Source organism: Reyranella sp., assembly GCF_965279625.1.
Taxonomy (GTDB): Bacteria; Pseudomonadota; Alphaproteobacteria; order Reyranellales; family Reyranellaceae; genus Reyranella.
On the sequence record NZ_OZ257251.1, the window covers coordinates 81108 to 94034 of the forward strand.

At 67.0% G+C, this 12927-nt stretch carries 12 protein-coding genes; 8 read left to right on the plus strand and 4 right to left on the minus strand.

From position 1 onward, the window contains the following. Positions 1-61 precede the first annotated feature (61 nt). Complete coding sequence (guaB, locus tag ACQY78_RS00365; RefSeq protein ID WP_422014664.1) at positions 62-1525, plus strand: IMP dehydrogenase; 1464 nt, start codon at positions 62-64, stop codon at positions 1523-1525. On the opposite strand, the gene ACQY78_RS00370 is transcribed toward guaB, so the two are convergent. Beyond that, positions 1507-2556, minus strand: a complete 1050-nt coding sequence (locus ACQY78_RS00370) for an SGNH/GDSL hydrolase family protein (RefSeq protein ID WP_428681673.1) — start codon at positions 2554-2556, stop codon at positions 1507-1509. The genes guaB and ACQY78_RS00370 overlap by 19 nt on opposite strands. 2 nt (positions 2557-2558) lie before the next feature. Then, positions 2559-3629 (minus strand): SGNH/GDSL hydrolase family protein, encoded by a 1071-nt coding sequence (locus ACQY78_RS00375; protein WP_428681675.1) that lies wholly within the window; start codon positions 3627-3629, stop codon positions 2559-2561. Between the two features lie 31 nt (positions 3630-3660). Between ACQY78_RS00375 and ACQY78_RS00380 the strand changes: the two genes are divergently transcribed. From ACQY78_RS00380 to ACQY78_RS00395, 4 genes are all read left to right on the plus strand, one after another. After that, positions 3661-5124 (plus strand): RsmB/NOP family class I SAM-dependent RNA methyltransferase, encoded by a 1464-nt coding sequence (locus tag ACQY78_RS00380; RefSeq protein WP_428681677.1) that lies wholly within the window; start codon positions 3661-3663, stop codon positions 5122-5124. Then, positions 5121-5687, plus strand: coding sequence for an N-acetyltransferase family protein (locus tag ACQY78_RS00385; protein ID WP_428681679.1), 567 nt, complete (start codon positions 5121-5123; stop codon positions 5685-5687). The genes ACQY78_RS00380 and ACQY78_RS00385 overlap by 4 nt, the downstream gene beginning before the upstream one ends. Positions 5688-5883: 196 nt before the next feature. Then, positions 5884-7434: a glutamine-hydrolyzing GMP synthase gene (gene guaA / locus ACQY78_RS00390; RefSeq protein WP_428681681.1), complete on the plus strand. Its 1551-nt coding sequence runs from the start codon at positions 5884-5886 to the stop codon at positions 7432-7434. Between the two features lie 221 nt (positions 7435-7655). Next, positions 7656-8588 carry an IS110 family transposase gene (locus ACQY78_RS00395; protein WP_428676352.1) on the plus strand — a complete coding sequence of 311 codons (933 nt, stop codon included), beginning with the start codon at positions 7656-7658 and terminating at the stop codon, positions 8586-8588. A 158-nt stretch (positions 8589-8746) separates the two neighbouring features. On the opposite strand, the gene ACQY78_RS00400 is transcribed toward ACQY78_RS00395, so the two are convergent. Together ACQY78_RS00400 and ACQY78_RS00405 are read right to left on the minus strand one after the other, a co-directional pair. Beyond that, positions 8747-9175 carry a type II toxin-antitoxin system VapC family toxin gene (locus ACQY78_RS00400; protein WP_428681683.1) on the minus strand — a complete coding sequence of 143 codons (429 nt, stop codon included), beginning with the start codon at positions 9173-9175 and terminating at the stop codon, positions 8747-8749. Then, positions 9172-9438, minus strand: a complete 267-nt coding sequence (locus ACQY78_RS00405) for a FitA-like ribbon-helix-helix domain-containing protein (RefSeq protein ID WP_428681685.1) — start codon at positions 9436-9438, stop codon at positions 9172-9174. The genes ACQY78_RS00400 and ACQY78_RS00405 overlap by 4 nt, the downstream gene beginning before the upstream one ends. 215 nt (positions 9439-9653) lie before the next feature. Between ACQY78_RS00405 and ACQY78_RS00410 the strand changes: the two genes are divergently transcribed. From ACQY78_RS00410 to ACQY78_RS00420, 3 genes are all read left to right on the plus strand, one after another. Further along, complete coding sequence (locus tag ACQY78_RS00410; protein WP_428681687.1) at positions 9654-10472, plus strand: hypothetical protein; 819 nt, start codon at positions 9654-9656, stop codon at positions 10470-10472. 95 nt (positions 10473-10567) lie between these two features. Further along, positions 10568-12031: a methyl-accepting chemotaxis protein gene (locus tag ACQY78_RS00415; protein WP_428681689.1), complete on the plus strand. Its 1464-nt coding sequence runs from the start codon at positions 10568-10570 to the stop codon at positions 12029-12031. Between the two features lie 56 nt (positions 12032-12087). Continuing rightward, a complete protein-coding gene (locus tag ACQY78_RS00420; RefSeq protein WP_428681691.1) occupies positions 12088-12927 on the plus strand; it encodes an OmpA family protein in 840 nt (279 codons plus the stop codon).

The following is a 12927-nucleotide window of genomic DNA, read 5'->3' on the forward strand; positions in this document are numbered from 1 at the left end:
CGCCAACCCGGCGGCCCTCTCCGAGGGCCGCCGTTTTTATTTCTCCTCAATGGAGGTTGGTATGCAGATTCAGGAAGCGCTCACCTTCGATGACGTCCTCCTGAAGCCTGCTGCCTCGTCGGTTCTGCCCGGACAGACCGACACCCGCACACGCCTCACGCGCACCATCGAGCTCAACATTCCGCTGATGTCGGCGGCGATGGATACCGTCACCGAGTCGGGCATGGCGATCGCGATGGCGCAGGCCGGCGGTATCGGGGTCATCCACAAGAACCTCGAGCCCGAGGCGCAGGCCAACGAAGTCCGCCGGGTGAAGAAGTTCGAAAGCGGCATGGTGGTGAACCCCGTCACCATCCATCCCGACCAGACACTGGCCGAGGCGCTGGCGCTGATGGAGGTCAACCAGATCTCGGGCATTCCGGTGGTCGAGCGCGGCAGCGGCAAGCTGGCCGGCATCCTCACCAATCGCGACGTCCGCTTCGCCACCGAGAGCGGCACGCCGGTCAGCACCCTGATGACCAAGGAGCGCCTCGTCACCGTGACCGAGGGCGCGACCAAGGAAGAGGCCAAGCGGCTGCTCCACCAGTTCCGGATCGAGAAGCTGCTGGTGGTCGATGCCAACTATCGCTGTATCGGCCTGATCACCGTCAAGGACATCGAGAAGGCCAACAAGTTCCCCGGCGCCAGCAAGGACGAGAAGGGCCGGCTGCGCACTGCCGCCGCCACCGGCGTCGGCGAGGACGGGCTGCGCCGCGCGCAGCTGCTGATCGACGCCGATGTCGACGTCATCGTGGTCGACACCGCGCACGGCCATTCACGCGGCGTGCTCGAGGCCGTGACGCGGGTGAAGAAGCTCAGCAACTACACCCAGGTCATGGCGGGCAACGTCGCCACCCGCGAGGGCGCCCAGGCGCTGATCGACGCCGGCGCCGACGCCGTGAAGATCGGCATCGGCCCGGGCTCGATCTGCACCACCCGCATGGTGGCCGGGGTCGGCGTGCCGCAGCTCACCGCGATCATGGAGGCGGCCGAGGCCTGCCGCGCCGCCGGCGTTCCCGCGATCGGCGACGGCGGCATCAAGTATTCCGGCGACCTCGCCAAGGCGATCGCCGCCGGCGCCGACTGCGCCATGATCGGCTCGCTGCTGGCCGGCACCGACGAGGCGCCGGGCGAGGTGATTCTCTACCAGGGCCGGTCCTACAAGTCGTACCGCGGCATGGGCTCGATCGGCGCCATGGCGCGCGGCTCGGCCGACCGCTACTTCCAGCAGGAGGTGCAGAGCACGCTCAAGCTGGTGCCCGAAGGCATCGAAGGCCGCGTGCCCTACAAGGGCGCGGTGGGCAGCATCCTGCACCAGCTGGTCGGCGGCCTGCGGGCGGCCATGGGCTATACCGGCAACGGCACGATTCGCGAGATGCAGAGCAATTGCCAGTTCCTGCGCATCACCGGCTCGGGCCTGCGCGAGAGCCACGTGCACGACGTCGAGATCATGCGCGAGGCGCCGAACTACCGCGGCGGCATGTAACCCTGCTTCAGCGCCTCGGCGATCCGCTCCGCCGCGATCCGGTGGCCGAGCGGGCCGGGGTGCGAGGACCGGAACATCGCGGCATAGCCGTCGCGCCTGACGCCTTCGTCGATCGCGTCGAACAGGTCGAGCGCGCCGAGGCCCGCGGCCCGGGCGCAGTCGAGCACGCTGCGCGAGAGGCGGCGCTGCTCGCCGGCATACTCGGCGTTCTTCCAGACATACGGATCGTACTCCGCCACCACGAGCGTCGGCACGCCGAGGCCGGCCAGCCGCTTCAGCAGCGGGCAGGCCATCGCCTCGCCGGCACCGCGCGGCAGCACGCGGAGATGGTCGATCGACCATTCGTACTGCCAGCCCTTGTGGCGCAGGATCGTGTCGACCAGCACCGACCAGCCGAACAGGCGCTGCCAGACATCGAGGCTGGCGGAGGGCGAAGGCGAGGGCGGGACGGGGACGTTGCGTAACGTCAGGTCGTCCCCCGACGGCTCGAAATAGGGCTTCTCCGCGCCCCACACGCGGCTCATCTCGCTGCGCCGCAGATCGTCGGCGATGAAGACCAGCACCAGCGCGGCCGGCTTGACCTCGGGCACCTGCTGCACGGCCCGCAGCACGGCCTGGTCGAGCCCGTAGCCGCTCACGCCCGCATTGACGGTGCGGCGGCCGATCAGCGGCTGCAGTAGGGCCGCCCAGGTCTCCTCGTCGCTCACCTCGTCGCCATGGGCGTAGGAATCGCCCACCACCAGCACCGGCGGCTCGGCCAGTACCGTGCCGGCGGGCGCCGGGGTGAGGCGGTGGCCGGACAGGTCGTAGGTGATGCCGTCCGCGGAGAAGCCTGGTCGCAGGACGAAGCCCAGCTCGCTGTCGCGCTTGAGCCGCCCGGCGCCGGCGTTCAGCGTGGCCTGGCGCTCGGCTCGGATGATGTTGGACCAGTCCAGCAGTGCGGCGGGACCGCGCCACAGGCGGCAGCCCAGTTCGAGCATCAGGAGCGTCACCAGCGCCGAGCCGAGGACCAGCGCGGCCCGTCCGAACACGTTCAGTTGGCCTTGTCGCCGAGCGCGCCTGCGACCAGCCGCGCGACCAGCGCATTGCCGGCGGCGTTCATGTGCCACAGCACGTAGAGATCGCGCGGCCGCGGCGTCGCGGCCAGGGCATCGTAGGTGTCGAGCGTGGCCAGGCCATTGCGGCGGGCGCAGTCCAGAAGACCGGCCGTCAGACGGCGCTGCTCGGCGGCGAATGTCGCATCGTCCCACACGACGGGATCGTATTCGGCAACCAGCAGCACCGGCGCGCCGCTGCTCTTCTGCAGCCCGGCCAGCCGCGCGGTGAGCCGGCAGGCGATCCGCTCGCCGGTGCCTTCCTTGTGCACCCGGATATGATCGCCGAACCAGTCGTGCAGCAGGCCGAGCCGCCGCATCACGAAGTCGAAGGCGTAGGAGTAGCCCAGGGTGCGCTGCCAGAAGGTCAGCGTCGTTTCGGCCGGGGCGCGAGGCGGCACCGGCACGTTGCGCAGCGCCAGCCCGTCGCCCTCGGCATCGAAGTAGGGCTTGTCGGCGCTCCACAGGCGCCGCATCTCGGTCCGGCGGATATCGTCGGCGATGAAGGCCACGACGATGGCGCCCGGCCGGTAGACCGGCGCCAGCGCCTCGGCGCGCAGCACGACCTGGTCGAAGCCGTAGCCGCTGACGCCGCCGTTCAGCACCCGCCGGCCGGTGATCCGCTGCAGGTACGCGGGCCAGCTCTCGCCGTCGCCGACCTCTTCGCCGAAGGTGAAGGAATCGCCCACCGCGAGGATCGCCGGCTTGTCGCCAGCGGGCACTGGCCCGGTGTCGCGCAAGCCGTTGCCGCCGATCGTGACGCCGGGCGCGGCATAGCCGGGGCGCGGCCGGTACCCGAGCCGGTCGTCATGCACCGAGCGGCCGTTATCCGTCTCCGCCAGCACTTTGCGCGCATCGAGCACGTAGTTCGGCCAGGCGAACAGCCAGGTCCAGGTCGAGGCGCGGACGCCGATCTCGATCAGGCCGAGGCCGATCACCACCGAGACGAGGACGAGGATGGTGCGGCGGAGAAGCTCGGAGCGCGGACGTTGCGCGTCGGGCGTATTCATCGTAGCGGCATGCTTTGACAAGGAGACAGACGTGACACCGGGCGCGCGGGTGGCGGCCACCATAGAACTCCTCGACGAAATCGTCAGCCATAGCCTCTTGGGTGAAAGAGGGCGGCCGGCCGATCTCGTCGCCAATGCCTATTTCCGGGCCCGCCGCTTCATCGGCGGCGGCGACCGGCGGGCCGTGTCCGATCGCGTGTGGAGCATCCTGCGCCGCTACGGGCAGCTCGCCTGGTGGCTGGAGCGCACGCGCCATCCCGATCGCGGGGGGCGCGCCATCGTGGCCGCCGACCTGATGCTGGTCGAAGGGCTCGACATGGCCGGGCTCGAAAGCATGTTCGACGGCGGCACCTATCGCCCGTCGCGGCTCGACGAGGCCGAGTATCGTGCGCTGCGCCAGATGGAAGGCCATTCGCTGCCCCATCCCGAGCAGCCCGACTGGGTCCGCCTCAACGTCCAGGAATGGGTCGCGCCGCACTTCAAGGAAGCCTATGGCGAGGCCTGGGGTCGCGAGATCGCCGCCCTCGAGACGCCGCCGCCGGTCGATCTGCGGGTCAACCGCCTGAAGGCCACCGTGGAGCAGGCGCGCGAGGCGCTGGCCCGCGACGGCATCGACACCGAGCCGATGCGCTACGCCACCGACGGCTTGCGCCTGCGCCGGCGGCTCTCGGTCGTGAAGGGCGACGCCTTCCAGAACGGGCTGGTCGAGATCCAGGACGAGGGCTCGCAGCTGGTGGCAGCCCTGGTCGATGCCCAGCCCGGCATGCAGATCGCCGACTATTGCGCCGGCGCCGGTGGCAAGACCCTGGCGATGGCCGCCCGCATGAACAACAAGGGCCGCGTCGTGGCGATGGACGTGTATGAGTCTCGCCTCGACCGCTCGGCCCAGCGGCTGCGCCGCGCCGGCGCCCATAACGTCGAGCGCCGAGCCATCGATGCGGACAACCGCAAATGGCTGAAGCGCCAGGCCGGCGCCTTCGACCGCGTGCTGGTCGACGCGCCCTGCACCGGCACGGGCACCTGGCGGCGCAATCCCGACGGCCGCTGGACCCTGCGGCCCGAGGATCTCGCCGAGCTGGTGCCCAAGCAGGCCGCCATCCTCGACGCCGCCGCCAAGTTGGTGAAGCCGGGCGGGGGCCTGATCTACGCCACCTGCTCGGTGCTGCCGGCCGAGAACGAGCACCAGATCGCCGGCTTCCTGGAGCGTCACCCCGAGTTCGATGTGGTGCCGGTGGGCGCGCTGTGGCGCGACGTGCTGGAGAGCGAGCCGCCGCCCGAGGTCGAGAATGGCCCGTACTTGCGGCTCTCGCCCCTGAAGCATGGCACCGACGGCTTCTTCGGCGCCGCCCTGGTGCGCAAGGCGGCCCAGAAAGCTGCCCCCGAGGCGGCTCCCGAGACCGCCCCCGAGGCCACGCTCGCGGAAGCCGCCCCTGCGGAGGACGCGCCTGAGGCGGCTCCGGAAGCGCCGGAGGAACCGGGCGAGGCCGCGGCATGATCCGCATCCGCCGGGCCGCCCGCCAGGATGCGTCGGCGATCGGGCGGGTCCATGTCGAGACCTGGCAGGCGACCTATGCCGGCCTGCTGCCCGACGCGATGCTGGTCGCCATGTCGGACGTCCGCCAGTCGGCCTGGTGGTCGCAGCTCCTGAAGGACCCGGCCGAGGCGCGCGGCGTGTTCGTGGCCGACGACCGCGACATGGGCGTCGTGGGCTTCGGCAGCTGCGGCCCGGTGCGCGATCCGCCGGAAGGGCTCGACGGCCGCGAGATCAAGGTCGGCGAGGTCTACACGCTCTACGTCGAGCCCGATTTCCAGAATCTCGGCCTCGGCCGCAAGCTGCTGGGCGCGCTGTTCCGCCAGCTCAAGGCCGACCGCTGCGACACCGCCGTCCTGTGGATGCTGGCCCAGAATTCGACCCGGTTCTTCTATGAGGGGCTGGGCGGCGAGCGGGTGGGCGAGCGGGTCGACACGATGGGCGGCACCGACGTCGACGAGATCGCCTTCGCCTGGCGCGACCTCGGTGCGCCGCTGATCCGGCGCAAGCTGGCGGCGGAGGGCTAAGCCTCTTCCACCCGCACCACCTCATCCTGAGGAGGCCCGCAGGGCCGTCTCGAAGGATGGGCTATACGCACACCGCGCCTGTTGCCCATCCTTCGAGACGCACGCCTTCGGCGCGCTCCTCAGGATGAGGTTGTTGGTGTGAATTCGGAGTGGTCTTTACGGTTGCTGCCCCGGCCCGGCACGCTTATATCGCCCCATGACCGACCGTTTGCTGATCGTCGATTTCGGTTCCCAGGTTACCCAGCTGATCGCCCGCCGCGTGCGCGAAGCCGGGGTTTACTGTGAAATCCTGCCCTTCCAGTCCGTCGATGACGCCCGGATCAAGGCGTTCGATCCGAGAGGCATCATCCTCTCCGGCGGCCCGGCCTCGGTGACCGAGGGCCAGTCGCCCACCGCCCATCCCGCCATCTTCAAAGCCGACGTGCCCGTCCTGGGCATCTGCTACGGCGAGCAGACCATGGCCAAGGAGCTGGGCGGCTCGGTCGAGAGCGGCCATCACCGCGAGTTCGGCCGCGCCGAGGTCGAGATCAAGGCCTCGACCCGCCTGTTCGACGGCGTGTGGGAGCCGGGCGACCGCAAGCAGGTCTGGATGAGCCACGGCGACCGTGTGACGAAGCTGCCGGCCGGCTTCTCGGTCGTCGCCACCAGCGAGAACGCGCCGTTCGCCGCCATCGCCGACGAGAGCCGCGGCTATTACGGCGTGCAGTTCCACCCCGAGGTGATGCACACGCCCGACGGCGCCAAGCTGCTGCGCAACTTCGCGCTGAACATCGCCGGCGCCAAAGGCGACTGGACCATGGCCGCGTTCCGCGAGCGCGCCATCGAGCAGGTCCGCGCCCAGGTGGGCTCGGGCAAGGTCATCTGCGGCCTGTCGGGCGGCGTCGACTCGTCGGTCGTGGCCGTGCTGCTGCACGAGGCGATCGGCGACCAGCTGCAATGCGTGTTCGTCGACCACGGCCTGCTGCGCAAGGACGAGGGCGAGCAGGTCGTCCGCCTGTTCCGCGACCACTACAACATCCCGCTGGTCCACGCCGACGCCTCGGAGACCTTCCTGAAGGCGCTGGCCGGCGTCACCGATCCGGAGAAGAAGCGCAAGACGATCGGCGCGCTGTTCATCGACGTGTTCGAGGCCGAGGCCAAGAAGATCGGCGGCGCCCAGTTCCTGGCCCAGGGCACGCTCTATCCCGACGTGATCGAATCGGTCTCCTTCACCGGCGGGCCGTCGGTGACGATCAAGAGCCACCACAATGTCGGCGGGCTTCCGGCGCGCATGAACATGAAGCTGGTCGAGCCGTTGCGCGAGCTGTTCAAGGACGAGGTGAGGGCGCTCGGCCGCGAGCTGGGCCTGCCGGCCGACCTGGTGAACCGCCACCCGTTCCCCGGTCCGGGCCTCGCCATCCGCATCCCCGGCGACATCACCAAGGAGAAGCTCGACCTGCTGCGCGAGGTCGACGCCGTCTATCTCGACGAGATCCGAAAGGCCGGCCTCTACGACGAGATCTGGCAGGCCTTCGCAGTCCTCTTGCCGGTGCGCACCGTCGGCGTGATGGGCGACGGCCGCACCTACGACCAGGCCTGCGCGCTACGCGCCGTCACCTCGACCGACGGCATGACCGCCGACTACTACCCGTTCGACCACGCCTTCCTCGGCCGCGTCGCCAACCGCATCATCAACGAATGCCGCGGCGTGAACCGGGTGACCTACGACATCACCAGCAAGCCGCCGGGGACGATCGAGTGGGAGTGAGCGCCCCGTGGGCGTCATCCCGAGCCGAACACCGACCTCACCCTTGTAAGTCGGCGTCTGCCGGATCGGCTAGACTAGCCGGCGCGGTGGCGGCGGGTAGACCGACTCACCCCGGGGCGTCGAAGCTCGTTCCTCAGCAAGGTCGCCCGTCCGTCGTTCCAGCGAACCCGAACAGTCGCGTGGGCCGCATCGCGAGCTCGCTTTCGCAAGGAAGGGTTGCCATGGAACACCGTCGCATTGTCGGCATCGACGTGTCGAAGGACCGACTGGATGTGCATGTCCTGCCGTCGCAGGAGGCCTTTGCGGTTTCCCGCGACGCAACAGGCCTCGTCGAGCTGTGCCGCCGCCTGGGCGACACGGTGGACCTCGTGGCGGTCGAAGCCACTGGCGGCTACGAGACCCTCGTCGCCGCGACCCTCTCGGACCACGGCATGCCTGTGGTGATCGTCAATCCGGCACAGGTCCGGGCCTTTGCCCAGGCGCTGGGACAGCGTGCCAAGACCGATCCGATCGACGCGTCGGTCATCGCCCGCTTCGCCGAGGCCACCCGGCCCCAGATCCGGCTGCTGCCCGATGGGGCCGCTCGCCTGCTTTCCGATCTGATGGCGCGCCGGCGCCAGATCGTCGAGATGATTGCGTCCGAACGTCAGCGCCTGTATCGCACCGAGCCGCCGCGCGTGCGCAAGAGCATCGAGCGATTGTTGAAGGCTCTTGAGCGCGAACTCGGCACTATCGACCATGACATCGATGGCGCCGTGCGCGGTTCACCGCTGTGGCGGGAGAAGGAAGACCTGCTGGCATCGGTGCCAGGCATTGGCTCGATCATCGCCAGGACCTTGCTGGCCGAACTGCCCGAGTTGGGGCGGCTCGATCATAAAAAAATTGCAGCGCTTGCCGGCCTGGCTCCCTACACACGCCAGTCCGGTCTCTGGAAGGGCAAGGCCCGCATCGGGGGCGGACGGGCGGTGGTCCGAACGGCCCTCTTCATTGGCGCCCAAGTCGCCAAGCGCTGGAACCCACCCTTGAAAACCTTCTACGAGCGCCTCATCGCCGCCGGTAAGACCAAGATGGTCGCCACCATCGCCGTCGCCCGCAAACTTCTTGTCATCCTCAACGCCATCCTCAGAGACAGGACACCATGGCAAAACGCTTGACCTCAGACACAGTCGCTGAGGAGCGAACGCAGTGAGCGTCTCGAAGGGTGGGCACGCGCACGGCGTCTGTTGTCCATCCTTCGAGACGCGCCGCTTCGCGACGCTCCTCAGGATGAGGTAAGTGCTTGAATCGATTCAATTCATTTCCGGCCAGCCTCTCAGGCTGAGGTGGTTGCGGTCCACGGATCGATCACGGCAAGACCGGCTGTCTTGAACGCAGCTGCGTCGCGCGTCGCCACGGCGAAATCATGTGCGGCAGCGATCGCCGCGATATAGCCGTCGGGCGTCGGGAAGCCCCGTCCGGCGGCCCGCGCCCGGACGGCGAGATCGCCATAGCGTTGCGCCGCCTTCGTATCGAACGGCAGGATCCTCGCGCCGAACAGCGCCATCGCGCCCTCCAGCGCGGCCGCCAGCCCGTCCTTGCGGCGACCCTCGGGCAGGGCGCCGATGCCGAACGTGAGCTCGGCGATCGTCACGCTGGAGAGATACAGCGTCTCTGGCGCCTGTTCGTCGAGCCAGTCACGGACCGCCGGATCCGGCTCAGGCTTCATCGCCTCCGAGATGACGTTCGTGTCGAGCAGGATCATCGCAGGCGCAGCGGTTCGGCCGGCGTGCCGTCGCGCGCCTCGCCGAGAGCCTCGCCGAGCGCGTCGACGTCGGCGTTGGTGACTCCCAGATGCCGGCTCATCTCCGCCAGCGCCGTCCCCAGACGCAGCCGCCCCTCCGGCCGCACGGCCGCCTCCAGGATCGCGCGAATCTCCGCTTCCGTGCTGCGATTGTGCTGCGCCGCCCTGATCTTCAGGGCGCGATGGGTCTCGTCGGAGAGATTGCGGATGGTGACGGCGGCCATGGATCGCCCTCCCGTTGGCTCGATGCGGTGATATCACAATGGGGTCGTTGATATCGTGTTTCAAGCGAAGAGAGAGGGTGCGACATCCGTTTCGACTGTTTCGGTTATTTCGGTTATTTCGTTTATCGCCTCAAAACATGCCGCCAGGACGCAGGGTCGAAACGGGATCCGGAGCGGCAGCGAGGGGAGCGTCGATCTGCGCAATCCGGGCTATCATGGCGGGCCAGGGGGAGAGGCAGCCCCTGAAAAACCGGTCGAGCGCTCTGTTCGCCCTCATCTGTTCGCTTGGCTCAAGCCCGTGCTTCGCGGCGGACACGACGAGCGGGCAGGGCTGCTACATCGGACTGTTCGGCGGCGCCGGCGCGGCCTCGTCGATGAGCGCGCGGCAGGAAGGGGGCTTCTACCTTCCCGGCCCCTTGAACACGCGCGTCGGCGTCGATGCGCAGCGGAAGACCGGCGGCGAACCCGTTGGCGTGCTGGGTCCCCAGGCGGGCTACAAAGGGAAGCGCCAGACCTTCGGACCATCGGAATGGGCCCTGAAGCCCGCCGCCGAGCTGGAGGGGCTCTATATCGGGCAGCAATCGCCGGTCGGCGACATGCCCATCACCCCCGGCGTCCTGGAAACGCAGTACGTCACCCTCCCCATGACCGTCGGAGTGGTGCTCGCGAACGCGGTCTTCACCGTCCGGATGCCCTGGTCCAGCAGGATCTTTCGCTATCTCGGCGTGGGCGCGGGCGTGGCGCGCATCTCCATCCAGGGGGCCAATTCCACGAACCCGGGCGAGCCCGGCATCAATCACTTCGACTCAGGCCCGGATGCGTCGGCGACGGCCTTCGCGATGCAATTCAAGGCGCGCCTGAAAGGGGAGGTGGCGCGGAACCTGCTCCTGTTCGGCGAATACAGGCACCTCACCATCAATTCCACGCAGTACACGCTCGGCCAGACGCTGCCCCCCTCACTTGCCGACGGATTCCTGGATGGTGAGTTTGGGGCGCCAGTCCTACAACCTGTTCGTTGCGGGTTTGCAGATTAAGTTCTGAACGACATGACCGTACGACATCAATAGCAAGTCGCTTGATTGTACCCATGCACTCGCGCAATTTCTAAGCGGGATTGTGTGGGGAAGCGATGGACTGGGCGTTCTGGGGGACACAAATCAAGGATTTCATCCTTGCAGTTGCGCAACTTGTTACTCGTGATTTTGTTCCCGGTCTCATAAGTCTCGTCCTGTTCGTTCTTTTGGCGGCGTTGCTCAGCGTCATGAGTTTGATTGCTTTCCGTCGGCGCATGCTGCTCAGTCACGCTGCGCGGCGAATTCGGGCTTCAGGCGATGCGTCCGGATTTCAGAACCAGCTTCACGATATCCAACGAGACATCCGACGCGGCCGCGGATCAGACGGTCGCCGTCTCGCCGAGAGCTTCGAAGAGTTCCGCGAGACCTTGATAGAGCCTGCACGCCACGGCGAAGGCCATGTGCGCAATTCGGTCCGCCCTTCCACCTTCTTCAATCTCGACGATTTGCATATGGGACTGAACGGCTGGCGGATCTGGCCTAGCCTGTTCGTCTCAATCGGCCTGCTCTGCACATTTCTCGGACTGATTGCTGCGCTCGCCCAGACGCAGGCCAGTCTGGAAGCTGGAGGCGGCGAGCAGGCGCAGATGATCGCTGCGCTTGAAGGGCTGCTCCGCACGGCCTCCGCCAAATTCATCATGTCGGTTACTGGGCTGTTTTGCTCGATAGTTTTCACGTTCGGATACCGGTTCTGGAGTGGGCAGCTAGAGAGTTCAGTCGCCCGTTTGGCGCAAGACCTCGAGAAGCGGATGGACTTTGTCAGCCTCGAAGCTCTGGCAGACCAACAACTCGTGGCCATCAAGGAGCAGACGGTGCAACAGCAGTTGTTGAACACCCAACTCATCGCTGAACTGAGCAAGCCGCTCGAACGCATGACCGCGACCGGTACGGAAGCCATAGGCGGCATGGTCAACGAACTTGGTCAAACCCTCTCCGCCCGTATCGGTGCTTCCCTCGACAAGGTGGCGGAGCGGATCGACGGCGCAGCGGGCAAGCTGACCGAGCTGTCTTCCTCCCTCGGAGAGACATCCGAACGGTTTCGGGTAACGCTCGAGCGTTCGGCGTCGAGCCTCGACACTCTAGTCGAGCGGATTGAGGCGGCGGCTCTACAGTTGGCAAATTCGGCCGAGAGCATGAATGCTGCTTCCGCCCCTATTCTAGAAAGCGCTCGAGCGACTGCTGACCAGGCTCGCGCGATGGCTGACAGCGCTCGCACCCTCATCGATGCAGCAAAGGGCGCCATTGATGCGGAACGCACGGTGGTGGTCGCCTCCGCCCAGTCAATCGAGGAACTGATCCGCAATTTCGAGGCACGCGCCAAAGCCTATGATGGTCAGCTGGAGAAGGCGTTCGCGACCTATGTCGAACAGGTTCAGCGCACGCTTGGAGAGTTGCGCCAACACAGCGATGGCGTGCACGACCGGTATGCCGATGCTCTCCAGGTGCTGCAGGCAGTCATCGAGAACGCGCGAACCTTTGTGCCCGAGAGCGAGCCGCCCCAGCCGCGGTTGCCGGCATGAGAGCGGCACGACGGCCCCGGCGAGCGGAGGAAGACGAGGAATCCGCCTTCGTCTCGATGACCGACCTGATGGTGAGCTTCCTTTTCATTATCATGATCCTGCTCGCCTTCTTCGCCACCCAGATCGCGCCCAAGGACGGCGTGTCGCGTGAGCGCTTTGAGATGATGGCGGACAAGCTTGCCGACCGGGAGCGAGAATTGCGGTCACTTGAGGAGGAAAACCGGCGGCTCCGGCGCCAGCTGAACGTGCAGGATGGCAATCCGATCGAGCGGTACAACTTCCGCTCCGCCGAATTGCGCGGCAAGATGCTCGACCGCATTCAGAAGCGCATCAAAGCGGCTGATACATCCATCGACGTCTCGATCAGCCGGAACGGCGATGCGCTGGAATTCAAGGGCGATGGCCTCTTTCCATTTGGCAGCGACGTGCCGAGCGCGTCCGGACGCCGCAAGATGGAGATCATCGCCGGCATCCTGAAGGACGAGCTTGGATGCTTTACGCTGGGTGATCGCTCGACACTCGCGTCCGCCTGTAATCCGGCGATCGCTTTGATCGATGCGCTTCAGGTAGAGGGTCATACCGACAGCACCGGCACGGATGTCCTGAACATGGACCTCAGTACGCGCCGAGGAACCTCCATTTATTCGATCATGGCGACGGCAAGCCCAGACCTGCTCGGCTTCCGCAATCTCAAGAACCAGCCGATTGTCTCGGTTGCTGGATATGGCAAAGGCCGGCCGATAAGAGACAATGAGAGCGAACTTTCCCGCGATGCCAATCGCCGTATTGACCTACGCTTCCTCATGTTTGCGCCTCCTGAGGAGCAGTTCGTGCCGCAGCGGATTGACGACCTTCCGCGCCTGCGGCAGCTCCTCGCCGCCGGTCCCGTGCCATAG